The organism is Paracoccus albicereus (genome assembly GCF_024359525.1).
GTDB classification, from domain to species: Bacteria; Pseudomonadota; Alphaproteobacteria; order Rhodobacterales; family Rhodobacteraceae; genus Paracoccus; species Paracoccus albicereus.
This window is the reverse complement of the sequence record NZ_JAKZEU010000011.1, coordinates 1-21,539: the sequence shown is the minus strand read 5'-3', so window position 1 is coordinate 21,539 and position 21,539 is coordinate 1. Positions and strand designations below refer to the sequence as shown.

20 protein-coding genes and 3 pseudogenes are annotated in these 21,539 nt (G+C 54.2%); 7 read left to right on the top strand and 16 right to left on the bottom strand.

Features of this window, described 5'->3' with window-relative positions:
* Window positions 1-236: 236 nt before the first annotated feature.
* The 3 genes and pseudogenes from MLD63_RS17740 to MLD63_RS17730 form a co-directional block, all read left to right on the top strand.
* Window positions 237-818, top strand: a complete 582-nt coding sequence (locus tag MLD63_RS17740; RefSeq protein WP_037239051.1) for a recombinase family protein — start codon at window positions 237-239, stop codon at window positions 816-818.
* 21 nt (window positions 819-839) lie between these two features.
* The gene (locus tag MLD63_RS17735; RefSeq protein ID WP_037239053.1) at window positions 840-2,225 is read left to right on the top strand and encodes an ISKra4 family transposase; all 1,386 of its coding nucleotides are present in this window, start codon (window positions 840-842) and stop codon (window positions 2,223-2,225) included.
* Between the two features lie 26 nt (window positions 2,226-2,251).
* A pseudogene (locus tag MLD63_RS17730) lies at window positions 2,252-2,464 on the top strand (IS5/IS1182 family transposase); the annotation flags it as partial.
* Window positions 2,465-2,670: 206 nt separating this feature from the next.
* Here MLD63_RS17730 and MLD63_RS17725 read toward each other — a convergent pair.
* The 4 genes from MLD63_RS17725 to MLD63_RS17710 all read right to left on the bottom strand — a co-directional run bounded on the left by MLD63_RS17725 (window position 2,671) and on the right by MLD63_RS17710 (window position 6,393).
* Window positions 2,671-2,787 (bottom strand): IS1096 element passenger TnpR family protein, encoded by a 117-nt coding sequence (locus MLD63_RS17725; protein WP_099911053.1) that lies wholly within the window; start codon window positions 2,785-2,787, stop codon window positions 2,671-2,673.
* 161 nt (window positions 2,788-2,948) lie between these two features.
* Window positions 2,949-3,518 carry a gamma carbonic anhydrase family protein gene (locus MLD63_RS17720; protein ID WP_037275506.1) on the bottom strand — a complete coding sequence of 190 codons (570 nt, stop codon included), beginning with the start codon at window positions 3,516-3,518 and terminating at the stop codon, window positions 2,949-2,951.
* Window positions 3,519-3,571: 53 nt separating this feature from the next.
* On the bottom strand, window positions 3,572-4,789 hold the full coding sequence (locus MLD63_RS17715) for a CaiB/BaiF CoA transferase family protein (RefSeq protein ID WP_037275504.1): 1,218 nt from the start codon (window positions 4,787-4,789) through the stop codon (window positions 3,572-3,574).
* A complete protein-coding gene (locus tag MLD63_RS17710) occupies window positions 4,786-6,393 on the bottom strand; it encodes an FAD-binding oxidoreductase (protein ID WP_037275503.1) in 1,608 nt (535 codons plus the stop codon). The genes MLD63_RS17715 and MLD63_RS17710 overlap by 4 nt, the downstream gene beginning before the upstream one ends.
* Window positions 6,394-6,533: 140 nt before the next feature.
* Here MLD63_RS17710 and MLD63_RS17705 point away from each other — a divergent pair, with 140 nt between their 5' ends.
* Window positions 6,534-7,412, top strand: a complete 879-nt coding sequence (locus MLD63_RS17705; protein ID WP_037239202.1) for a LysR substrate-binding domain-containing protein — start codon at window positions 6,534-6,536, stop codon at window positions 7,410-7,412.
* 45 nt (window positions 7,413-7,457) lie between these two features.
* Here the strand turns inward: MLD63_RS17705 and MLD63_RS17700 are convergent, their stop codons facing one another.
* From MLD63_RS17700 to MLD63_RS17675, 6 genes and pseudogenes are all read right to left on the bottom strand, one after another.
* On the bottom strand, window positions 7,458-9,074 hold the full coding sequence (locus MLD63_RS17700) for a GMC family oxidoreductase (protein WP_037275501.1): 1,617 nt from the start codon (window positions 9,072-9,074) through the stop codon (window positions 7,458-7,460).
* Window positions 9,075-9,084: 10 nt separating this feature from the next.
* Window positions 9,085-10,392 carry a TRAP transporter large permease gene (locus tag MLD63_RS17695; protein WP_152477518.1) on the bottom strand — a complete coding sequence of 436 codons (1,308 nt, stop codon included), beginning with the start codon at window positions 10,390-10,392 and terminating at the stop codon, window positions 9,085-9,087.
* A 29-nt stretch (window positions 10,393-10,421) separates the two neighbouring features.
* A complete protein-coding gene (locus tag MLD63_RS17690; RefSeq protein WP_102106010.1) occupies window positions 10,422-10,925 on the bottom strand; it encodes a TRAP transporter small permease subunit in 504 nt (167 codons plus the stop codon).
* 84 nt (window positions 10,926-11,009) lie between these two features.
* A complete protein-coding gene (locus MLD63_RS17685; RefSeq protein WP_255331227.1) occupies window positions 11,010-12,044 on the bottom strand; it encodes a TRAP transporter substrate-binding protein in 1,035 nt (344 codons plus the stop codon).
* Window positions 12,045-12,102: 58 nt separating this feature from the next.
* Window positions 12,103-13,545 carry an NAD-dependent succinate-semialdehyde dehydrogenase gene (locus MLD63_RS17680; protein ID WP_037239070.1) on the bottom strand — a complete coding sequence of 481 codons (1,443 nt, stop codon included), beginning with the start codon at window positions 13,543-13,545 and terminating at the stop codon, window positions 12,103-12,105.
* Window positions 13,546-14,083: 538 nt separating this feature from the next.
* A pseudogene (locus MLD63_RS17675) lies at window positions 14,084-14,308 on the bottom strand (IS6 family transposase); the annotation flags it as partial.
* Between the two features lie 85 nt (window positions 14,309-14,393).
* Here MLD63_RS17675 and MLD63_RS17670 point away from each other — a divergent pair.
* Window positions 14,394-15,422, top strand: a complete 1,029-nt coding sequence (locus MLD63_RS17670) for an IS110 family RNA-guided transposase (RefSeq protein WP_037239072.1) — start codon at window positions 14,394-14,396, stop codon at window positions 15,420-15,422.
* Window positions 15,423-15,705: 283 nt separating this feature from the next.
* Here MLD63_RS17670 and MLD63_RS17665 read toward each other — a convergent pair.
* Window positions 15,706-16,191 (bottom strand): annotated as a pseudogene (locus MLD63_RS17665) (IS6 family transposase); the annotation flags it as partial.
* A 45-nt stretch (window positions 16,192-16,236) separates the two neighbouring features.
* Here MLD63_RS17665 and MLD63_RS17660 point away from each other — a divergent pair.
* A complete protein-coding gene (locus MLD63_RS17660) occupies window positions 16,237-16,491 on the top strand; it encodes a ubiquitination-like system serine protease family protein (protein ID WP_255331228.1) in 255 nt (84 codons plus the stop codon).
* Window positions 16,492-16,599: 108 nt separating this feature from the next.
* Here the strand turns inward: MLD63_RS17660 and MLD63_RS17655 are convergent, their stop codons facing one another.
* Together MLD63_RS17655 and MLD63_RS17650 are read right to left on the bottom strand one after the other, a co-directional pair.
* Window positions 16,600-16,743, bottom strand: coding sequence for a hypothetical protein (locus MLD63_RS17655; RefSeq protein ID WP_206018471.1), 144 nt, complete (start codon window positions 16,741-16,743; stop codon window positions 16,600-16,602).
* 99 nt (window positions 16,744-16,842) lie between these two features.
* Window positions 16,843-18,054 carry an IS256 family transposase gene (locus MLD63_RS17650; RefSeq protein ID WP_037239075.1) on the bottom strand — a complete coding sequence of 404 codons (1,212 nt, stop codon included), beginning with the start codon at window positions 18,052-18,054 and terminating at the stop codon, window positions 16,843-16,845.
* Window positions 18,055-18,324: 270 nt separating this feature from the next.
* Here MLD63_RS17650 and MLD63_RS17645 point away from each other — a divergent pair, with 270 nt between their 5' ends.
* On the top strand, window positions 18,325-19,503 hold the full coding sequence (locus MLD63_RS17645) for an IS5-like element ISRssp10 family transposase (protein WP_008281741.1): 1,179 nt from the start codon (window positions 18,325-18,327) through the stop codon (window positions 19,501-19,503).
* A gap of 152 nt (window positions 19,504-19,655) precedes the next feature.
* On the opposite strand, the gene MLD63_RS17640 is transcribed toward MLD63_RS17645, so the two are convergent.
* From MLD63_RS17640 to MLD63_RS17630, 3 genes are all read right to left on the bottom strand, one after another.
* Window positions 19,656-19,949 (bottom strand): hypothetical protein, encoded by a 294-nt coding sequence (locus tag MLD63_RS17640; protein WP_037239032.1) that lies wholly within the window; start codon window positions 19,947-19,949, stop codon window positions 19,656-19,658.
* Window positions 19,931-20,599, bottom strand: a complete 669-nt coding sequence (locus MLD63_RS17635) for a ParA family protein (RefSeq protein WP_037239034.1) — start codon at window positions 20,597-20,599, stop codon at window positions 19,931-19,933. Before MLD63_RS17635 ends, MLD63_RS17640 begins: the two co-directional genes overlap by 19 nt.
* Window positions 20,600-20,681: 82 nt before the next feature.
* Complete coding sequence (locus MLD63_RS17630) at window positions 20,682-21,422, bottom strand: replication initiator protein A (protein WP_255331226.1); 741 nt, start codon at window positions 21,420-21,422, stop codon at window positions 20,682-20,684.
* Window positions 21,423-21,539 lie beyond the last annotated feature (117 nt).

The following is a 21,539-nucleotide window of genomic DNA, read 5'->3' as shown; positions in this document are numbered from 1 at the left end:
TCCACAACCAGCATCCCAAACTCTGCCCCCGAATGACCTCGGAGGCATGATGGACCATCGCATCAGGGGGGGGGCCCGTTTGGACGCCGATCACCCCAATACAGGGGTCCTTATTCCACGCCGATCCACAGGTTCGGTTCCGGACAGGGCGTAATGATCTGTCCATAAATTATCTTGAACCTGTATCGAACAGGCGTATTATTTTGGACAACATTTCCGGACAGAATTGCAATGCTGTGACCAGAACATTCGCCTACGCCAGAGTATCGACCGTCGAACAGGACCCCGAAAACCAGATCCGGGAGATCGCTGCCGCAGGATTTGCGGTGGAGCCACACCGGATCATTACCGAAACGGTTTCCGGCTCACAGGCCATCGCACAGCGGAAGGGATTTGCGCGTCTTCTGGACAAGATGGAGCGTGGCGATGTTCTTGTCGTGACTAAGCTGGACCGGCTGGGGCGCGATGCGATCGATGTCAGTACGACCGTGGCCAAGCTGGAAGTCTTGGGCATCCGTGTGCATTGCCTCGCCTTGGGCGGCGTGGATCTGACCAGTTCTGCGGGCAAGCTGACGATGGGTGTGATCAACGCAGTTGCCCAGTTCGAGCGAGACCTTCTGATCGAACGCACGCAATCGGGGCTGGCGCGTGCGAAAGCGCAAGGCAAAACACTGGGGCGCCCATCAACCCTTTCGGCTGATCAGCAGGCGCTGGTCCGCGAAAAGATTGCCAATGGCGCGACAGTTTCCTCCATCGCACGCGAAATGGGCACCAGTCGGCAGACAATCATGCGGGCGAGAGATTCAGAACCAATATAATCAAGCAGGCAGACCCCGAAGATGGATATCGAAATCAGCGTCACAATAACTGCGCCAGATGGCACCGCTCACACGGATAGGATCGCCGCATTCTCCAAGGGCATTGAGGCTGCTGGTGACATCGGCCTGTCCATAGAGGAAGGCAAAGCCGTTCTTTTGGGCATCCAGCGGAAAGTTGTTGCCGCGCAATGCGAAGCGTTTTGTATCCAACGTGCCCGCTGTACGTGCTGTGATCGAAAGCTTCGTGGCAAAGGGCGCCGGCAAATTCGATACCGGACGGTCTTCGGTGACATCGCCGTTGAAAGTCCGCGCTTCTATTCCTGCCAGTGCCACAATGGTCCAGCCAAAACTTTCAGTCCTCTGAACGAACTTTTGCCCGACCATATCGCCCCGGAGTTGCTCTGGCTTGAGACGAAATGGGCTTCGCTTGTATCTTTCGGGGTCACGACTAACCTGCTGAAAGATGTCCTGCCGATTGATATGAGGCTAAATCCAGACACCATCCGCAGACATCTGGGGCGTGTGGCCACGCGGATGGAGGCCGAACTTTCTGATGAGCGTTACAGTTTCATTGAAACCAGTCCCCACCAGCGCGCCCAGCTTCCCAACCCTGAGGGCCAAATCACCGTCGGTATCGACGGTGGCTATGTTCGGTCTCGCGACGCGGGTCAGTCGCATTTCGAGGTCACCGTCGGCAAATCCATCCCCACAGATCGCCCGAGCCGCTATCTTGGGCTTGTCCAAAGTCATGATGACAAGCCCAAGCGGCGACTGCATGAAGTTTTGAAGGATCAGGGTTGGCAGGAAAACCATCCAGTGACATTCATGACTGACGGTGGAGACACCGTCATCCACATGGCGCGACACATGGCACCTTCCTCTGAGCATATCCTGGATTGGTTCCACATCACCATGCGCATCACCGTCATGCAGCAATACGTCAAAGGGCTTGCGCATCACAATCCCGCAGAGGCCGAAGCCATTGCCCGCCTGCTGCGCCAGATCAAAGGGTTCCTTTGGAATGGCAACCTTCACAATGGTCAGGCAGCGATCGAAGACCTTGTCATCGATCTGGAAGTTGTCGAGACGGACTATGCCAGCATCAAGGCACTTCGGAAGGCGGCGTCCGAGTTCGAGACCTACATCGCCAACAACGCCTTGATGATCCCGAACTATGCGGAAAGACGACGGTACGGTGAACGCGTTTCAACCGGCTTTGTCGAAAGCACCGTCAACACCGTTGTTGGAAAGCGCTTCGGCAAGCGGCAGCAAATGCGCTGGTCAAAACGAGGCGCGCACCTCATGCTGCAAACCCGAACCAGAGCCCTCGATGGCACCCTGCGCGCCAAGTTCGAGCAATGGCATCCGGCGTTGAAGCCTTCGTCCGAAACCGAAATGGCTGCATGATTGCCCCACACTTTACGGTACTCTCCCAGGACAAGGGGATACGTGCCTGCATCCCAGGCCGGAAGAAACGCAAGACGGCGATCAAATACGATAAGCGGAGATACAAGCGGCGTAACCGCATCGAGATCATGTTCGGCAGGCTCAAGGACTGGAGGCGCGTCGCGACCCGCTATGACCGATGCCCCAAGGTGTTCCTCTCAGCCATCGCCCTCGCGGCTCTCGTCATCTATTGGTTATGAATCCTGACCCTAGGTAGACCTGCAGTCTTTTGCTTGATAGGGGTAGGGCGCATAAAGCCCGCGGAATCGAATTGGACCCGATCAGCGAACGAACCATCTTGGCCCGCGGCGTGCGAAAAGCTGCAACTTGAGGCCTGACACACGACCGCAATCAATCTTGTCCAGACAGATCAGAAAATCCTTGCAAAACCGGGGGCATCCACACACTACCCCTGCAACTCGCGTAAGGTAATTGTTGTCGGGACCATCACACGACGCCAGATCATCGGACTGATCCCCAAAAGCCGAACCTTCAGCTGAACAATATTACAGACAGTGTCCATATCCTGAACGTGCCATCAATAGCCGCACGCGGCACCGGCCCCGCACTTTGCTGTACTCTCTATGAATACCGCAGCATCGCCATCGCCGAGACCCAGGCGCAGATTGCTGCCGTCGAGGAAAAGATTGCTGCCAGCGCGACCGATCAAGCCTCGCAACCAGATCAAAGACCTTTCAAGGTGGTGATGCCGACGGGCAGGGTGGCGGATTGGAGCCCCCCAACAAAGCGGCGCCAGCGGAGACGATAAAGTTCCGCAGCTTTTTCCAAATCAGCCACACCATCTGCATCGATCTTACGAACCGCGCGGCCAGGGCTTCCAACGACCAGAGTGTTGTCGGGGATCTCTTTGCCTTCGGTGACCAGCGCGCCTGCGCCAATTAGGCAGTTTTTGCCAATCTTGGCACCATTGAGGATGGTCGCGCCCATGCCTATCAACGTGCCGTCACCGATGGTGCAGCCGTGGATCATCGCGCGATGCCCGATGGTGCAGTTGACACCAATATGGATGGGGAAGCCGGGATCGACATGCAGCACGCAGTTGTCCTGAACATTCGACCCTGTGCCCAAATAGATAGTGGCATCGTCGGCGCGCAGGATGGCACCAAACCAGATGCTAACGTCGGCCTCGATCTGCACATCGCCGATTAGCACAGCCGTGGGCGCGACGAAGGCTTCGCCCGTGGTGGGGCCACGCGGGCCGATGTTGTCCAAAGTGAATAAATGTGTGGTCATTGTTGCATCTCCTACGCTGTACCGGAGTCCGGGAAGAGGTACAGCAGCGCCACTCATATAGTGCCTTTCTCACGCAGATCTGTAATTTTTTTGGGGTCATAGTTAAGCATTTTGGACAGGATTTCGTCCGTATGCTCGCCCAGCATTGGCGGCGGCAGGCGAACACCAAACTCATGGCCTTCCATGCGGATCGGTGTGCGCATTACCTTTGCTTTCACATTTGGCGCAGCGCTGTGGTTAATCTCTTGAACTATACCCCGCGCCTGGATGTGGGGGTCGTCGAACACTTCGGGGATGGTGTTGATCGGTCCGCAAGGTATCCCGGCCGCCTGCAAATCTGTAAGCCATTGGGCTGAAGGTTTTTTGGCCAATTCTGCACGAATCTCGATCAAAGCGGCGTCACGATTGGTTAGCCGAAGGGTGTTGGTGACAAAGCGCGGATCATCGGCCAGATTGGGCCGTCCGATGGCCTGACAAAGGCGTCGGTACTGACCATCGTTACCCACGGCTAGATTTATGTGGCCGTCAGCGGTGGCGAAGGTCTCATACGGAACGATGTTTGGATGGGCATTGCCCAAACGCCCCGGATGAACACCACCGACAAGGTAGTTGGACGCCTGATTGTATAACCACGCAGCCTGACAATCGAGCAACGAAATGTCAATGTGCCGCCCGACACCGGTTTGGTCGCGTTCACGGAGCGCGGCCAAGATAGATACTGCCGCATACATCCCTGACATGATGTCCGAGATCGGCACCCCTACCTTCATAGGCTGTCCCGCGGCCTCTCCGGTAATGCTCATCAGGCCACCCATGCCCTGAACGACGAAATCGTAGCCGGGCCGCTCGGCATAGGGACCAGTCTGTCCAAAACCCGTGATCGAGCAATAAACAAGACGTGGGTTGCGTGCGTGGACCGACCCCCAATCCAGTCCACGACGCTTGAGATCACCAACCTTGAAATTCTCGACCAGAACATCGCTTTTATCGATAAGATCATGGATGATTTCAAGGCCATCGTCTGATCCTATATCAACTGTCAAAGACCGCTTGTTACGGTTTGTGGACATGAAATAAGCACTTTCGCGGGTGTCGTTTCCATCCCGATCCTTCAGGAAGGGTGGGCCCCATCCGCGAATGTCATCACCGATGCCTGGCCTTTCAATTTTGACGACATCCGCCCCCAAATCGCCCAAGGTCTGCGTGCAACTTGGCCCTGCAAGAATGCGCGAGAGATCAAGAACCCGCAGGCCGTCAAGCGGCAAAGTCATGGGTTTCCCCTCTGTTCAGAGATGATCACCCCGGGGTTCATAATTGACTTGGGATCAAGTGATTTCTTTGCCGCAGTGAATGCAGCGCCGATTGGCGCCGGGCGCTGTTTTTCATACCAAGGCATGTGCAGTCTGCCAACGGCATGGTGGTGGGTGATCGTGCCCCCTGCCTTCATCACAGCATCATAGGCGGCGATTTTAATTTCCATACACTGCTCGCCCATTCGCTCACGGTCTGGAAGGCAATGGAACGTGAAGTACGGCGCGGGGCCATTGGGATAGACGTGGGTAAAGCGACAAGTGACGGTGCCCGCCCGACCGGTCACCCGCTTGATCGCTGCATTCACTGTCTCGATGACCGAGCTGTGCAGTTCTTTGAAATTGTTCCAGCACACAGCCGTTTCAAAGGTCTCACGACATATTCCGCGCGAAGTCATATGCTCACGATAATATGGGCCGCGAATGAAGGCATTGCGCCATTGACCAGCCACGCTGTTGCGTCCCTGTTCTGTCTCATCCACTGGAGTTCCCCCAAATTCTCGGCACAGATCAACAGTTAAGTCCATCAGCTGATCCACCGGGTAATGTGAGCTTTCATATCCCAAGACTAGGATGGGACGGCTACCATCGAAAGCTCCGGTCAATTTAGCTTCAAGCGCATCGATGAGGCGGCAGTTCGCTGGGTAAAGTCCAGATTGTGAGATCGCACGGACAGCTTCGACGCCCTGATCGTATTCAGCGAAGGTAACTGTCTTGCTTGCCTTGTGCTTGATACGGGACAAGACTCTGATCCAAGCTTCGGTGATGATTCCAACGGATCCTTCTGTGCCCATCACATAACGGTCGGGTGACGGACCAGCGCCAGAGGCGGGCAAACGGCGGCTTTCGCTGATGCCGCTTGGCGAAACCATGCGGATATTTTCGACATAATCGTCGATGTAGGTGCCGTGTGTCGCATAGTGACCGGCAGCCCTGGTTGCGATCCAGCCGCCCAGAGTCGAAAGCTCAAAGCTTTGGGGATAGTGACGCAAAGTGGCGTTATGGGTTTTTAGCTGTGTTTCTAGGTCGGGTCCATACACCCCCGCCTGCACACGCGCAGAACGCGACACTGGGTCGAATTCCAAAATCTTGTTCAAGTACCACATGTCGATGGTCACCACACCGGCATAGGTTCCGTTGATTTCAGGATTCACACCGCCGACGACACTCGATCCGCCGCCAAAAGGAATAACCGCCGCACCAATGTCACCCGCCCAATCGATTAGCGCGCGTACATCCTCTTCATTACGCGGATAAGCAACCACATCTGGGGCATTGCGGAAATCCCCGCGAAACATCTTGGCGCTGTCAAGAAATGACCGACCGTAGCTATGCAACGCACGCTCATACCGATCTGTGCGGCAAATATCTTTGATTGTCTCTGGAAAATGGGTAATTCTGCTCTCTGGCATATCGATGGTATCAAGCGTTGGTGCGGGCTTTACGTCGAATGCATCAACCTCGAAGGTACGGTGCCAAGTATCCAGTACCGGCTTCATCTCTTCGGGTGTGGCGCTTTGATCCTCAAAGCCCCAAGCATAGAATTTTCTACGTCTCTCGGTCATAGCTGTCCCCTTAAGGATTTTTTTGACATACAATTTGTCAATTCATGCTGCACTGAATTTAATATTTCACTTAATTTATTGACTTACAACTAAGTTATTCTTAGTCTTTGGTTGAGTTTTTCTTACCTTAGGTTGCGTCGATGGATCCTAAATTACCACCACTAAATGCACTGCGTACTTTCGTCATGGCAGCGCAAACAGGAAGTTTTGTCAGTGCTGCTAATGAGCTGAGTGTGACGCCCGCAGCGGTGAGTCGTTCGATTAAATCGCTTGAGGATTATTTGGGGTGCAGCCTTTTTCACCGGATGCACCGACAGATATCCTTAACCCACGAAGGACGGAATTACGCTGATAGTCTAGCCGACGTCTTTGATGAAATTAGTTTGGCCACACATAATCTGGTCGGAAAAAATGCCGATCGACCCCTTGTTATATGCGCCTACCCCAGCTTCATCGTCAGCTGGCTAGTCCCCCGCTGGTCACGGTATTTGCAATCTCATCCAGGCGCGCAACTTCGGATTGTCACCACTCTTAGTCATGAGATTCATTTCGAACAGATGGGCATCGACCTCGCAATACTTTCAGATAGTTTAGAGGATCAAAGATATATTTCGTCGCGGTTGTTTGAGACGAATTTGGTTCCGGTATGTCGGCCGGATTATCTCCCGCCTAATACGTTGATCAGCGATGTTGCCGATTGGCAAAATGCACTTTTACATTGCGAAACCCGGCCCAAAGATTGGGAAAGATGGTCAAATGCAAATGGCATTCATGTTGATACAAAGCGTGGTCAATGGTTTGAAAACGCGTCGATGATGTACGAAGCAGCCATGAGCGGGCTTGGAATAGCTATCGGAATCGAAGCCCTTCTGGACCGTGAATTCTCGTCAAACCGCCTTGCCCATGCATTCAGTGATAACAAAGCAATCGTTTGCCCCTTTTCGGTAATCCGACCGAAAGCGACTGAAACCCATCCGTTATTCCCTACCTTCATGTCTTGGCTACAACAGGAGATTTAGAGTGCCCTACCTGTTGTAAGCGGTCAAAATCCGGGGAGCTTCCTGTTAACTACTGGCCTGAATTGTCTCGCCAGCAATCAAACCAATAGCCATGCAGCTCAGATTGGTATTTCCGCTCAGGATTGTTGGCATGATCGACGCATCCGCGACACGCAGGTTTTCTACGCCGCGTACCCGCAGGGCGCTATCAACCACAGAGCTATCATCGTTACCCATGCGACATGTGCCAACGGGGTGATAGACGGTTTCCGCGTTTTTTCTGATCCAGCGACGCACCACCTCGGGATCGGTGCTTAATGCATCTTTATCAATCGCCTTATCTAGATATGTCCGCATGGCTCCACTTTCGACGACATCCACCATACGGGTAACGCCATCAGCCAGCATATCAAGATCCTTCGAATGGGACAAAAACCGCGGATCGATAAACGGAGCATCATTCGGATCGGCGGAGGCTAGCCTGATTTCGCCAACACTTTGTGGGTTGAGCTGGCAAACACGCAAAGCAAAACCGTTCTTTGGATGTTGTTCTCCTTTCGGCGGCCACTTTAACGCCAAGACAAGATGAGTTTGAAATTCAGCTTGGTCAGGACGATCGGTCCCCCAAAAGGCACCCGCCTCAATCCCTTGTGTCGCAGCACTTCCCGTACCTTTGAGAAGATATTGCGCGCCGGCTAGGGCGCTGTGGCAAAGGCCCTCGTAGGGTCGAAAATATTTGGTATAAGTGTCAACGCCCTGCGTCGCCCAACGTATTGAACAGTCCAGATGGTCACGCAGGTTCTGACCAACCTCAGGAGCATCAATGATGGGGGTTATCCCCGTTTCGCGCAAATGCGTCGAAGGCCCAATTCCGGACAACATCAAAAGCTGCGGTGTGCCAATTGACCCCGCGCTTAAGATTACTTCGCTATCGGCACGGAGCAGTACTTCATCAGAGCCTTTTTTAACTACAACACCACAAGCTGCACCATTCTCTAGGTGGACCCGCCGTACTGGCAATCCGGACAGAACGGTCAAGTTGCTCCGACCACTCGCTTTCTTAAGGAACATTGACGCGCCATGGCGTTTGCCATACGCGATGTTCACATCAAAGTAACCAGCACCCGCCTGATTTTCGCCGTTGAACCCTTCATCGTTTTGCCCAATGCCCGCTTGCTCACAAGCCTCAATATAGGCCTCGGACAAGGTATGGCCGGTCAATCGCCGCGATAGCTTTATTGGCCCATCCTGTCCGCGCCCGTTACGGCTCACTAGGGGTAGAGCGCTACAATCTTCGATTTCACGCAAAACCCGATACATGTTTTCGGGCCCCCACTCAGGAGAGGAAACAGCCGCCCATTTTTCGTAATCGCTACGGGCACCCTTGATAGCAATCATAGAATTGATGGAAGACGATCCTCCGATCACCTTGCCACGCGGTATATAAATTTTGCGTGCCTCAAGCTCAGGCTGGGCCGTGGTCGAGAATTTCCAGTTATAGGCCGCGCCATTATAGAGCAGTCGTACCCCGGCAGGCATCCTGATGAGCAAGGATTTATCACTCTTTCCCGCTTCGATCAGTGCCACACGTGCTGTCGCATCTCGACTTAGGCGTTCCGCCAAAGCGCATCCGGAAGAGCCCGCGCCGACGATTATATAATCGTAAATTGCACTTTCTTTCATTCGTTGTCTCCTAGTTAATGATCCAAAGAACAATTCCAGGCATCGTAAAACACGCCGCGACGGTCACCAGTTGCATCAAAACGAAAGCCGGCGCTGCGGCGTAAATTGTTCGCAAACTAATGGACGGCGGTGCCACTGACTTCAGGAAAAATATGTTATATCCGAATGGTGGCGTCAGATACGCGGTTTCCAAAACCAGAATGACGAGGGCACCGATCCAAACCATATTAACATCAAGCGCAGTCAGTACGGGCAAAAACACCGGCATGACCAAAAACAGAATACCGATAGGGTCGACGAAAAATCCCAATACAAAGATTGTGGCAAGCATAACCCCAATCACGACCCCCGGTGAAACTCCCAAGCTATCTATCAAGGCACGCACAACCTCATCACCACCAATACCTGAATAAACAGAGACCAGAAGCAATGAATTGAGGGCAATCCACAACACCATTGTCGTTTGCTTGGCGGCCTCGACCGCCGCTTCAAAAATACGCTTCAGATCGATGGTGCCCAAAATCAATGCGATGATCATACTTGCTGCGGCCCCGATCGCAGCCGCTTCTGTCGGTGTGGCAATGCCTGCGAACAAGGATCCCAAAACTGCAAAAACGACCAAAACGGATGGCACAGTCCGCAAATAGATACGCACACGTTCTTTTGGTTCGATATGTCCCATCATACTGTCATCAGCCGCAGGGCACAGATTTTTATCCAACCAGCAGCGAACAACTATATAGGCAACGAGAAAGAATACCATCACGGCACCGGTCGATAAGCCTACCGCAAACATTTTACCCACTGAAACGCCTGATAACCCGCTAAAGACGATTGCAAGAATGCTTGGAGGAAAAAGCTGGCCAAGTGCCCCACCAACCATAATGACACCCAACGCGATTTTCTCATCATAGTTCCGGCTTAACATCGCAGGCAAAGCTATCTTGGTTGAAGTAATCACACCAACCGCGCTGACGCCTGACATGCAGCCGATTCCAGCGCAGACGAAAATTGTCCCGATAGCCAACCCGCCTCGAACTTTGCCGATTATCAAATACATTGCGCTATAAAGGTCGTCGGCAATACCACTTCGAACAAGTATCGATGCCATGAACATAAAGAACGGCAATGAAACCAAAGAGGTATTCTGCATCCCCGAGTAAACTTGACTGCCCAGAATAAAGATCGAAGCAGGACCCCAGACAAAATAGCCGAAAGCCAGTGAGACAATGCCAACTCCAAAGGCAATTGGCACGCTGAAAAACAACACGATGATCACCGATAGGAAAAGCAGAACGGTAAGGAGCGCAGGGTCCATAATTGGTTTCTCTTTTTAGTCAATAAGAGTTATTTTTGTGGTAGAGAGGGATCGTTACCCTGTGTGGTTCGGATAAACGACGCTAACGCCTGCAAGAACATCGTTCCGACCGCCACGATCAAGAGAAACGACAAAGGCCATACAGGTGGATCCCAGGGCGTGTTCGAAGTCTCCAACATCAAAATGGAGTCAGTGGCACGCTTCCAAATAACTTTAAGAAAGATAGCCGAGTATATGCAGATAACCAGACTAACAGTTCCGGCAAGGATCAAATTCATCCGGCGCGACAAAAGGCTATTGATAAAGTCGATGGCAACATGTCCACCCGTGCGCAGGTTGTCAGCCGCACATAGTAGAAAAATGGAGCCGAACAAGATCTGCACAAGTTCTCCCGTCCATATCGTAGGTTGGGACAGTACATAACGCGCAAAAACTTCGTAACATGCGGCTATCATCCCCGCGATCAGCGCAAGTGTCGCCAAATACGACAGGTATTTTGATGTTCCATCCACTAATGAAAGTAATTTCTGCACGCTCCCGCCTCCCTTTTTTAATTGTTGGGAACGGGCATTACTGCCCGGGCCCTTTTTCTTAGTTCAGACAATAATATTCAGGTTTCAGGGCGCTTCGACAGCGTAGCCAAGCTTGGTCAAAAAATCCATGCGCGACTGCTGGATCACACGAAAGTCTTCTGAGTTGGGCGAATACTTTTCGCGAACGACTTCATAACGGGCTTTCTCGAATTTTTCGATCTCGCCCTCTGGCCACGTAAGAAACTCAACTCCCGCTTCCTCCAGCTTCTTCACAATCTCGCCCTCTTCAAGACGTGACTGCACAAAGAAATCATCGCTTGCGGCCCGCAAAGAGTTGTCCACAATCTCTTTCAGGTCGTCAGGCAATGCGTTCCATGAATCCAGGTTCACAATCCAATCCGAAGACCCGCCCATCGTGAATTTTGGGTTAATGACATATTTGGTAACTTCATGCCAACCAAAGCCGTAATGAACTGGTGTGGATACAAATTCGAACGCATCAATCGTTCCGCGTTGCATGCCGGTATAGATGTCTTCAGATGCCATGCTAACCGGAGAAGCGCCAAATTTGGAAAGGGATTCAGCGGTCAAACCTGCAGTGCGAATTTTGAGACCTTTAAAATCTTCAAGAGACTCAATCTTCTTGTTGGACCAGATGTTTTCGCCAAGCAGTGTCGAAACGCCTAGGTAGTAAAAGTTGTTCCGCTCACCAACTGGCCGAAGCAATTCTTTACCGCCGCCGGAATAGAACCATTCGAAGGCTTGCTGATCATAGAGACCTGCGGGCCATTCGTTAATCCCCTGCAAGGCAGGTTCCTTACCAGCGTAATAGAGTAAGAAAGTGTTGCCGAGATCTAGCGCACCAGCGCGCACAGCCTCTGTTACTTCTGGCGAAGCAACCACTTGCCCTGCTGGAAAGACCTGGATTTTCATACGCCCAGCAGAGGCTTTCTCGACCCGATTGGCGAAGTTTACGACGAGCGAGTTGTATTCTGACATCCCCGTGCTCGCGTAAGTCTGCATGCGCCATTCAACATCGGCTGCTGACGCCTGTAAGGGGCCAAAAGTCAACGCAGCTGCAAAGGCTGACAGCGCTATTGATTTCAACTTGGTTTTCATTTTTCTCTCCCTGTTTGATTTTAGTCTTATTTTGATATGACGCACAACGCGTCAGATCCTATCCTCCGATCGTTTGTTGAGTGACAAATTTTGTTGCCAAAAACTGGGCGACGGCCTCCGCTCCGCCTTCTGTACCCACTCCGGAATCTCCGATCCCACCAAAGGGAACCTCGGGCAAAGCCAATCCTAGATGATTGATGCTCACCATACCGGCCGCAATCCCCTTGCCCAGCTTTGCAACTGTCGCGGCACTTCCGGCGAAAGCATACGATGCTAGCCCGAATTCAAGACGGTTTGCTTCCTCCAGCGCTTCATCCAGAGTGTTGAATGGATTGATCAAAGCAACTGGACCAAACGGTTCTTCATTCATAATACGCGCAGCAATCGGGACATTTGTGAGAACTGTTGGTGCATAGAAGAACCCTTTGTTGGCGATACGATTTCCACCTGTGCAAAGCTTGGCGCCTAGTGACACTGCCTCATCCACCAACTCGGAAACTGAATCGACCCGCTTGCGATTGATAAGCGGCCCCATTTCTGTTGCGGGATCAAGCCCATCGCCAACGACCAACTCTGCGCATTGTTTGACAAACTTTTCAACAAAACGATCGAAGACCTTCTGTTGAACCAGGAAGCGCGTAGGCGACGTGCAGACCTGTCCGCCGTTCCGGAACTTTTGAAGCACCATGAATTTCACAGCAGCCTCGATATCGGCATCTTCAGCAACAATAACGGGTGCGTGGCCTCCGAGCTCCAGCGTCATGCGTTTCATATGGCTTGCAGCCATAGCCCCAATTTGCCGCCCGACCTGTGTCGATCCTGTAAAGCTGATTTTACGGATCACACGATGCGGTATCAGATGGCCAGAAATCATTGGTGGATCGCCATAAACCAAATTGATTGTATTCCCCGGCACGCCTGCGTCAACAAAGGCACGCACAAGTTCAGCAGGTGAGCCGGGCGTATCTTCCGGCCCCTTCAGCACAAAGGAACAACCCGCCGCCAAACCCGCTGCCAGCTTGCGCACACATTGATTGATGGGAAAATTCCACGGCGCAAATGCCGCTACTGGCCCGACTGGCTCGCGTAACGTGAGCTGAAGCACTTCGGCATTGCGCGCAGGAATAACCAACCCGTATGTCCGGCGCGCCTCTTCAGCGCTCCATTCTATGAATTCGGCACCGGCTAGAACTTCGGCCTTGGCCTGCGCCAATGGCTTCCCTTGCTCTAGCGTTAATATCCCGGCGATCATGTCAGCGCGCTCACGCAGAATAATCGCGGCATTTCGCAATATATTCGAGCGGGTATAAGCTGACATAGCCCCCCACTCCTCAAACCCAAGCTGCGCGGATTCCAGAGCGGCATCCAAATCACTTTTAGTTGCGACAGCTACTTTACCTATCATTTGTTCGGTAGCGGGATTCAAAACATCCAGGGCCAAACCTTCGCCGCCCGGACACCACTTGCCGCCAATAAAATGCTGAACCTCTGAATAGCTCATATTTTACAAATTCCCAATTGAGGTCGCTTCAACAACAGTTTATTTTTCTCACGCATATTTTGCACTCCAACTTAGACCATCTGATCGAATGGTAGGTCTATAGGACTGGTCTAAAAGGTGTGCTCCCATACAACTTCCAATCAGCTCGGCGATTACAGCATCAGTCTCAAATGGCCCTCGTCCGATCTTGACCACTCACTGATGACTTCATATCACAGCGAAAAGCTGACTAAGTTTGCAAGCTCTCACTACTTCTCGCAGCTGACAAACGAGTAAATATTAACCCTTGAGCAACTTTATGTTACCTACGCTGATAGTCTCTTGGTCCCGCATTCCCCAAGTAGCGCGCTGATTTCGCTGTCCTGAACTTTGTATTACTTATATAAAACATGGTGTTGATGACTGCGAGGGCAGTGTCCCATCGGATGGTGTAAGAGGCCGCGCGCGGCGCTTGATGAAGCACCGGCGCATCTCGTTCGCGTTGCAGGGCTTTGTCAGGTTGCTGATGTCAGGCTGAGTTTATTGGTGACGGCGAAGGTCACGCAGTCAATTCGTTGGAATAACCGGTCCACAGCGAGAGTGCGTCGTTCCTAGCGTGGCGGTAAGATTCTGCGGACAGGCGGTGGCGCTTCGGGCGAAACAGACTGGTGGCCTGATCATGCACAGATAGAAACTGCTGTGCTTGGCGCGGGGATTTAAACCGACCCATGATCTTCTCGCGTCTTCGTGTATGCCGGTGGGAGGCCTCGCTTCGGTTGTTCAGATGGGGTGGTTGCCGTCCTCCCCAAACGGCATCGAATTGTGCCAGGATCGTGGTGTTCAACGTCACGAAAAGGAAAGGACGGCAAATGAAAGATACAATGATCGGCGTGGACCTGGCAAAGAACGTTTTTCAGCTTCACGCAGCCAGCATGACCGGACACCTGAAATTTCGTAAGAAGCTGTCCCGTCCACAGTTTAGGGAGTTTATTTCTGCGCAACCGCCGGCCGTCCTCGTCATGGAGGCATCTGGCAGTGCCAATTACTGGGCTCGCGAGTTGACCCGCTTGGGCCACGAGGTGAAGCTGATCGCGCCGCAATACGTGAAACCGTTTGTGAAGCGCCAGAAAAACGATGCTACCGACGCGGAAGCTATCGTCATCGCGGCGCAACGGCCGGAGATGAGGTTTGTTCCGCCCAAGTCCGAGAACCAACAGGCCCGCGCGATCCTGTTCCGGAGCCGGGAGCGTTTGGTGAATCAACGCACCGAGCTGGTAAATGGTCTGCGATCAGTCCTTTACGAGTTCGGGCATACAATCCCGCAGGGCATCGGAAACTTAAGCCGCGGGAATGAGATTCTGGAGGATCCGAATTGCGATCTTCCAGACCTGGTCCGCCAGGAGTGTCGAGACCTTTTCGAGCTGATTGAAGAGATCACTGTACGGATCGACGCCAAGTTGAAACGGATCAAAGCTTTGTCCACCGAGACAGATACGGCCAAACGTCTTCAGACGATGCCCGGCGTTGGTCCGTTAAGCGCCCTCGCCATTGAGGCCTTTGCTCCACCACTGGAGACATTCAACTCAGGCCGCGACTTTGCTGCCTGGCTCGGTCTCGTGCCGCGGCAACATTCATCAGGAGGAAAGCCTCGTCTGGGGCGCATGTCGAAGGCGGGCCAGCCTGACATCAGAAGGCTTCTGATCATCGGTGCGATGTCGCGTTTGAGTTGGTTAGGCCGAAAATCCATTCCCAAAGGGTCCTGGCTGGAACGCATGCTCGCGCGCAAACCCAAGATGCTGGTCGCAGTTGCGCTGGCCAACAAGATGGCCCGCGCCCTATGGGCCATGCAAACAAAGAAGGAAAATTATAGGGATCCGACGCAGACCGTCGCTGCATGAACACGGTGCAGCACAGGATGGATCAACGTCGGTGAAGGAGGTGTGAGAAGTCAATGACCTGAATGGGCAGAATGATCGAACAGATCTGGATCGGTAGAACCAGGATAAGGGAAAGAGCACCAAAGCTCGATGTTTAGGTCTGGACCTGATCCGCAGATCACCATCCCGGCCCGCGGCTTCTGAAAGCGCCGCGTTCAAAGGCCTGACAGAAGCTCGCACTCGATCACCAGTTCAGTTTACACGGTTTGAAAAACTTCTTGCATCACGGACGGCAACCACAGAAGCCCTTGTGCGACCAGTGACCCAGCCCGGGCACGAGCTCTCGCTTAGCCGTTCCATATGAGCGAAGCTTGTCCGTCACCAGCACACGGGGTTGGCCCCAACGTTTCATCAGTTTGCGGAGAAATCGGCGGGCCGCGGCCTTGTTGCGTCGGGACTGGATCAGGATTTCGAGCACGTCGCCCTTGGCGTCGACGGCCCGCCAAAGCCAGTGGCTTCGTCCCTTGATTTGGATAACGACTTCATCGAGATGCCATTTATCTGCCGGCGCTGAACGGTCACGGCGGATCTTTGCGGCAAACTGGTGCCCGAACCGGCTCACCCAATCCCGGATCGTTTCGTACGACACTGTAACCCCACGTTCAGCCAACAGGTCTTCGACGTCGCGCAGGCTCAGAGCGAAACGGTGGTAGGCCCAAACGGCGTACCCGATGACGCTCCGTGGAAACCGGAAGCCTTTGATCCGGGACAAATCTTTGGTGTTCAGCATGACAAAAACTACCCCGCCGATGCGGCGTCAGCAACCTGACAAAGCCTGCGCGATGGCGTCGACAAATGGGCCTGCTTCCGCTGCCCCTGCGGGTGCGGCGAGACCATTAAGCTGTCCCTCAGCAAAAACCGGAGACCCAGGTGGACGGCCATATCAGACTGGCTGAAACGCCCGGCGATCTCGCCTTCGGTCCGGCAGACAAACGAGTGTCGGTGTCACTTCTGGATCCGGCAAGGGCGGATCGATTGGTGCAAGGACAGCCCTCGCAGAACATGCAAAGACGCTGTCCAGCGCAAATAAGGTCCCTGGCATGGACGCTGCAGTTTCTGAGCGTTTGCTCTATCGAACTGCCAAAGTTCTTTGCACACCAGGGGCGAAGGTTTATCTTCTACCCCTTGCCGAAGCAGATCAAGGGAGTGTGACGCCGTCGAGATCGCTCGGTTTGAGGCGATAGCGGATAACGTTGCCCTCATGTAGGCCCGCGAGTTGCTCAGCCACGTATGCGACGACGCCTTCTTGGTCGGCTTCTGGGACACCTGCCTCGGCCGCCATCTTCATAAGATCCTCATGCCGAAAGCCCTTGAATTCAAGAACGCGATAGTGTCCCAAGGAATGGTGTAACTTTGTTCTTCGGCCTTGGCTTGGCCGCAGTTACAGGGCGGCGATTGTCGCCGGGTCCATTGGGGTAGTGTCGCAAATGGCGGCGACGGTTTCCAGTGTCATGTAGCGCCGCGTGATCGCCCATTCATCATTTTGCTCCAGCATCAGTGCTCCGACCAATCGTGTGACTGCGGCTTCATTGGGAAAGATCCCGACGACGTTGGTCCGCCGCTTGATCTCTTTGTTGAGGCGTTCAAGCGGGTTGGTGCTGTGAATCTTGACCCAGTGCTCGCGGGGGAAACTCTTGTAGGCCAGCACGTCATCCTCCGCACGGCGCATCAGCTCTGCAAGCTTGGCATGCCGCGGTTCGAAGGCGTCGAGCAACTTGGCCCAGTGCTCTTTCGAAGCTGTGAGCGTGTCTTGGTCGAAGGCCGTCCGGAGCGCCGCAGTGACGATGGGCTTGTCCTTCTTGCCGACGCAGGCAAGTGCGTTGCGCATAAAGTGGACGCGGCAGCGCTGGACTGTCGCACCGAGCACCTTTGCGGCGGCGGCTTTCAGTCCCTTGTGGTCGTCGGCGATGATTAGACGGGTGCCGCGCAGTCCGCGATCGGCCAGAGAACGCAAGAACTCGTCCCAGAAGACCTCGGCCTCACTGGGCTGGACAGCGATGCCCAGAACCTCGCGGCGTCCATCCAGATTAACCGCCACGGCCACTATGGCAGCGACGCTGACGATCCGACCGCCGCGGCGGACCTTGATGTAAGTCGCGTCAAGCCAGAGATAGGGCCATTCGCCTTCCAGCGGGCGGTTCAGGAATGCATCGACGCGTTCATCAATTTCGCCGCAGAGCCGCGAGACCTGGCTCTTCGATACGCCAGTCATTCCCATCGCCTTGACCAGATCATCCACGGAGCGCGTCGATAGGCCCTGAACATAGGCCTCTTGAATGACGGCCGTCATGGCTTTCTCCGCCGCCCGGCGGGGCTCAAGGAACTCGGGCAGGTAGCTGCCTTTACGCAGCTTTGGGATCTTTACGTCGACCCTTCCTGCACGCGTCTCCCAAGCTCGGGACCGGTATCCGTTGCGATGGTTCATGCGGTCGCTGCTTCGCTCGTGCGCGCTGGCACCGCAGAGCTGATCGACATCCAGCGCCATGAGGCGGTCGGCGACGAACCCGAGCATCTCGGCAAGCAGGTTGCTGTCAGATGACTCCGACAAAAGCGCACGCAGTGCGGCAGTATCTGACAGACTGTTCTTGGTCATGGTCGTTCTCCTCGGTCAAAGTTGGGTCCGCAAACCAAACCTTAACCGAAGAACAACCATGGCCGCCAAGCGACTGACCTGCCCCCCGCGAGATCCCTCACTTTAATGTAGAGTTTGCTCAACCATGAAGGAGCAAACATATGCGAAAGAGCCGTTTTACCGAGGCGCAGATTATTGGGATGATTAACAGGCTGCTGAAAAAGTCGGCCCTCGACGCGGTTATGAGAACATGATTCACTTCCGGCATGGCAGCGGCAGCAGGAGGTGGCGATGCGTGGGACGGACGAGGCAAGCGGGTCGCTGTTCAGCTATGTTGATCTTGAGCAGCGGGTTCCGGATCGTCATCCGCTGCGGTTGATCCGTCGGGTCGTCAATGACGCGCTGGCCAGCCTGGATGCCGAGTTCGCCGCGCTCTACACCGATTTTGGCCGCCCCTCCATCGCGCCGGAGCGACTGATCCGTGCGAGCCTTCTTCAGCTCCTGTTCTCGATCCGCTCGGAACGGCAGCTGATGGAACAGATGAACTATAACCTGCTGTTTCGGTGGTTCGTCGGCCTTGGCATCGACGATCCGGTCTGGGTTCCTACGGTGTTTACCAAGAACCGCGATCGGCTGCTGACGACCGACATGTCGCGCAAGCTGATGGCGGCGATCCTGGCGCACCCGGAGGTCCGTCCGCTCCTCTCGGATGAACACTTCTCGGTAGACGGCACTTTGGTCAAGGCGTGGGCGTCCATGAAGAGCTTTCAGCCCAGGAACAGCGCGCCGCCACCGCATGACGATGATCCTGGCGGACCGCCACCACCGGCCGACGCGACCTTCGCAAACACCGAACCGCAGCCCCAGCAGACAGAAACGCAGCCGATGCCCGACACGCCCCGCCATATCCGCAACGCCGCAGTGAACTTCCGGGGCCAGAAGCGCTCGAACGCAACCCACATCTCTGTGACGGACCCCGATGCCCGTCTCTACAAGAAGGCACCGGGTGCCGCGGCGACATTGTGCTTCATGGGACATACGCTGATGGAGAACCGCAACGGGCTGATCGTGCAGGCCGATTTGACCCATGCCGATGGTTACGGCGAGCGCAAGGCGGCCCTCGAGATGATCAACCGACACTCCCCTGGCTCGACCCGGCGCCTGACGCTTGGAGCAGACAAGGGATATGACAGCGCCAACTTTGTTGCCGCACTCAGGCGCATGGTTGTGACGCCACATGTCGCGCAGAAGGCCCGGAGTTCCGCAATCGACGGGCGAACCACCCAGCATCCCGGTTATGCCTTGTCACAGCGGCGCCGGAAGAAGATCGAGGAACCCTTTGGCTGGGCCAAGACCGTGGGCGGCATGGCCCAGACTGTTCATCGCGGCCTCGACAGGGTCCGCGCCCAATTCACAATGACCATGGCAGCCTGCAATCTGGCCAGACTACCGAAACTCCTTGCCCCCTGACGAAGGGGGCAAACCCGACCCGGCGTCCGCAGTCGCAAAGAGCCACCTTCAAACCGTGGGGGAAGAATAACGTCCTTCAAGGCTGACTTCTTCAGCAGCCTGTTAAGCTTAAGCTATCAGATCAAAGAACACTCGTTGATAACTGTTATCTGTTATCGCCTGCGGCCATCTATCTCTGAAGTTGCAGGGATGTTGATACCTCCGGCCCTAAGACATTCATACAAAAGTTCTTTCTTAGTAAGCCCGCGCCTCGTTGCCTCTGCCGCAAAAGCTTCCTTGATGGGTTCTGGCACATTCGTGAAAGAGAACTGGACACGCGGGGCGTCCTTCATCGCAGATGATTTTGCTTTGCTGACACTTGGCAAAGGTGCCGCCATTGCCTTCAACTTCTTCGAGCTGTTGTCAGCATCCAGATCATCATCGAGGTTTACGCTGACTTTGGCCATGACCCGCTCCTGTAGAAACTGATGAGGCCCCTGCCCTGCAAGTCCGCCAGCACCGACTGAGCCGACCGACGCGCCGATCCTTGTGGGGCTTGCCCTGTAGACGTCATTTCCTTGAACCCTGTCCGGTGCGCGCACATAGCGTTGAGCCGAGGCACATTCTGGGCATCGAGGGCATCGACAATGGCCTGCGTGATGTTTGTTTGTGTATCCACGTCCATCATCACGACCAGGGCCGGAATCTCCTTTTCCATTGTCTCAGCAACACTTTGAACATGTGAATAGGTTCGCTTGGCTCCCTTGGCGTCAGCTTCGTTGGCCTTCGATGGTATCAGGATGAGATTGGCGGCCGCGATGGCGTGCATTGCCATTGCTGACTTGAAGCCTGCTGTATCCACAAAGATTGCGTCATACGGCGGATCAGCCTTCTTCAATGCCTTGACGGTTGGCAGAAGCTTTTCGTCATCTTCTTCGTATAGCCAGTCGAGATCGGTCTGTTCTTTTTTTGCCCACGATTCCAAGTGCCGCTGAGGGTCTGTGTCAATCACGGCGACCCTTGCACCATCCTGAACCATCAGGCTTGCGATGGCCGTCAGAAGTGTCGTTTTTCCCGCGCCGCCCTTTTCTTGCACTACGCTGATAACCTGCGTCATGGCCTGCCTCCATTTTCCCTTAACCCTTAACCCTTAACCAATAACTGTCAACACTTAACAGATATCAGGTATCTGTTAAGTGTTATGGAGCCTTGCCCTTGCGCTCATACCATTTCCGACAAAACCCTATAAAAGCGGCATCCGGGTGACGTGGTGGGTCGTTCATCCACATCCGCCATTCCTGCTCAAGCGCATAGACATCCCATGTGGGAGCAGCCTTTCGAGCCTGATCGTAGGCATCAGAAGACAAACGCACCGATACATCTGAGGCGAACGATGGGCTATCGCCGTAAATCTCTAGGAACTCGGGCTTTGGAGTAATTTCCAGTACATCATGCAAAAGCCTGAAGCGATAATCGGGCATGTGGGACTGAGCCTCATCTGCCCTGCAGATCGCCTTTACAAGGCGTTTGAACTCTTTTGCTGTAGATGTAGAGCCTGTCTTGTGTTGCAGCTTATCTAGCCCGATCCGCCAGACATCCTGCTTTCCGCAGTGCTTTCGTGCCAACTCATACAAGCGCCGCTCCAAAGGTTTGCGAAGCTGAAAATATGCTTTGTTAAGTGTTAGCACATTCTTGTTCTCGATTGCCTTGACGAGCCAGTCACCCATTTCCAGTTCCACGCTGAGAAGGCGTCCTGTGGAGTCCTCCTTGACGATCCGCGCGTCGGTGATGAATGAAATCGAACGCCATTCGCCTAAGCCATGATCATGAATGTTCGTCTCGATCTGCGTAAACTGAAGACGGGTGAGGGCACGTCGAAGCGTTGCGTAGGCCTGTCCGGTAGTATGGCGGTTTGTGGCCTTCAGCATGTCAATCGGCATCCAACCGGGACCCCTGATCGGCGTGCAAATGGGACCCCTCTGTCGTGACGGGAGCTGGCCCGTGACGGCGTAGCTTTTCAGATTGCGCAGCGGTCGCGGGCCAGCGGTTCAGGCTCG

Bases quoted from the DNA above. Each gene is read 5' to 3' on its own strand.
- MLD63_RS17685 (WP_255331227.1), bottom strand. From the start codon at position 12,044: ATGAAAACCAAGTTGAAATCAATAGCGCTGTCAGCCTTTGCAGCTGCG.
- MLD63_RS17735 (WP_037239053.1), top strand. From the start codon at position 840: ATGGATATCGAAATCAGCGTCACAATAACTGCGCCAGATGGCACCGCT.
- MLD63_RS17700 (WP_037275501.1), bottom strand. From the start codon at position 9,074: ATGAAAGAAAGTGCAATTTACGATTATATAATCGTCGGCGCGGGCTCT.
- MLD63_RS17640 (WP_037239032.1), bottom strand. From the start codon at position 19,949: ATGGCCAAAGTCAGCGTAAACCTCGATGATGATCTGGATGCTGACAAC.
- MLD63_RS17725 (WP_099911053.1), bottom strand. From the start codon at position 2,787: ATGGACACTGTCTGTAATATTGTTCAGCTGAAGGTTCGGCTTTTGGGG.
- MLD63_RS17710 (WP_037275503.1), bottom strand. From the start codon at position 6,393: ATGACCGAGAGACGTAGAAAATTCTATGCTTGGGGCTTTGAGGATCAA.
- MLD63_RS17705 (WP_037239202.1), top strand. From the start codon at position 6,534: ATGGATCCTAAATTACCACCACTAAATGCACTGCGTACTTTCGTCATG.
- MLD63_RS17630 (WP_255331226.1), bottom strand. From the start codon at position 21,422: ATGCCGATTGACATGCTGAAGGCCACAAACCGCCATACTACCGGACAG.
- MLD63_RS17655 (WP_206018471.1), bottom strand. From the start codon at position 16,743: ATGGCGGCCGAGGCAGGTGTCCCAGAAGCCGACCAAGAAGGCGTCGTC.
- MLD63_RS17695 (WP_152477518.1), bottom strand. From the start codon at position 10,392: ATGGACCCTGCGCTCCTTACCGTTCTGCTTTTCCTATCGGTGATCATC.
- MLD63_RS17635 (WP_037239034.1), bottom strand. From the start codon at position 20,599: ATGACGCAGGTTATCAGCGTAGTGCAAGAAAAGGGCGGCGCGGGAAAA.
- MLD63_RS17680 (WP_037239070.1), bottom strand. From the start codon at position 13,545: ATGAGCTATTCAGAGGTTCAGCATTTTATTGGCGGCAAGTGGTGTCCG.
- MLD63_RS17670 (WP_037239072.1), top strand. From the start codon at position 14,394: ATGAAAGATACAATGATCGGCGTGGACCTGGCAAAGAACGTTTTTCAG.
- MLD63_RS17650 (WP_037239075.1), bottom strand. From the start codon at position 18,054: ATGACCAAGAACAGTCTGTCAGATACTGCCGCACTGCGTGCGCTTTTG.
- MLD63_RS17645 (WP_008281741.1), top strand. From the start codon at position 18,325: ATGCGTGGGACGGACGAGGCAAGCGGGTCGCTGTTCAGCTATGTTGAT.
- MLD63_RS17720 (WP_037275506.1), bottom strand. From the start codon at position 3,518: ATGACCACACATTTATTCACTTTGGACAACATCGGCCCGCGTGGCCCC.
- MLD63_RS17715 (WP_037275504.1), bottom strand. From the start codon at position 4,789: ATGACTTTGCCGCTTGACGGCCTGCGGGTTCTTGATCTCTCGCGCATT.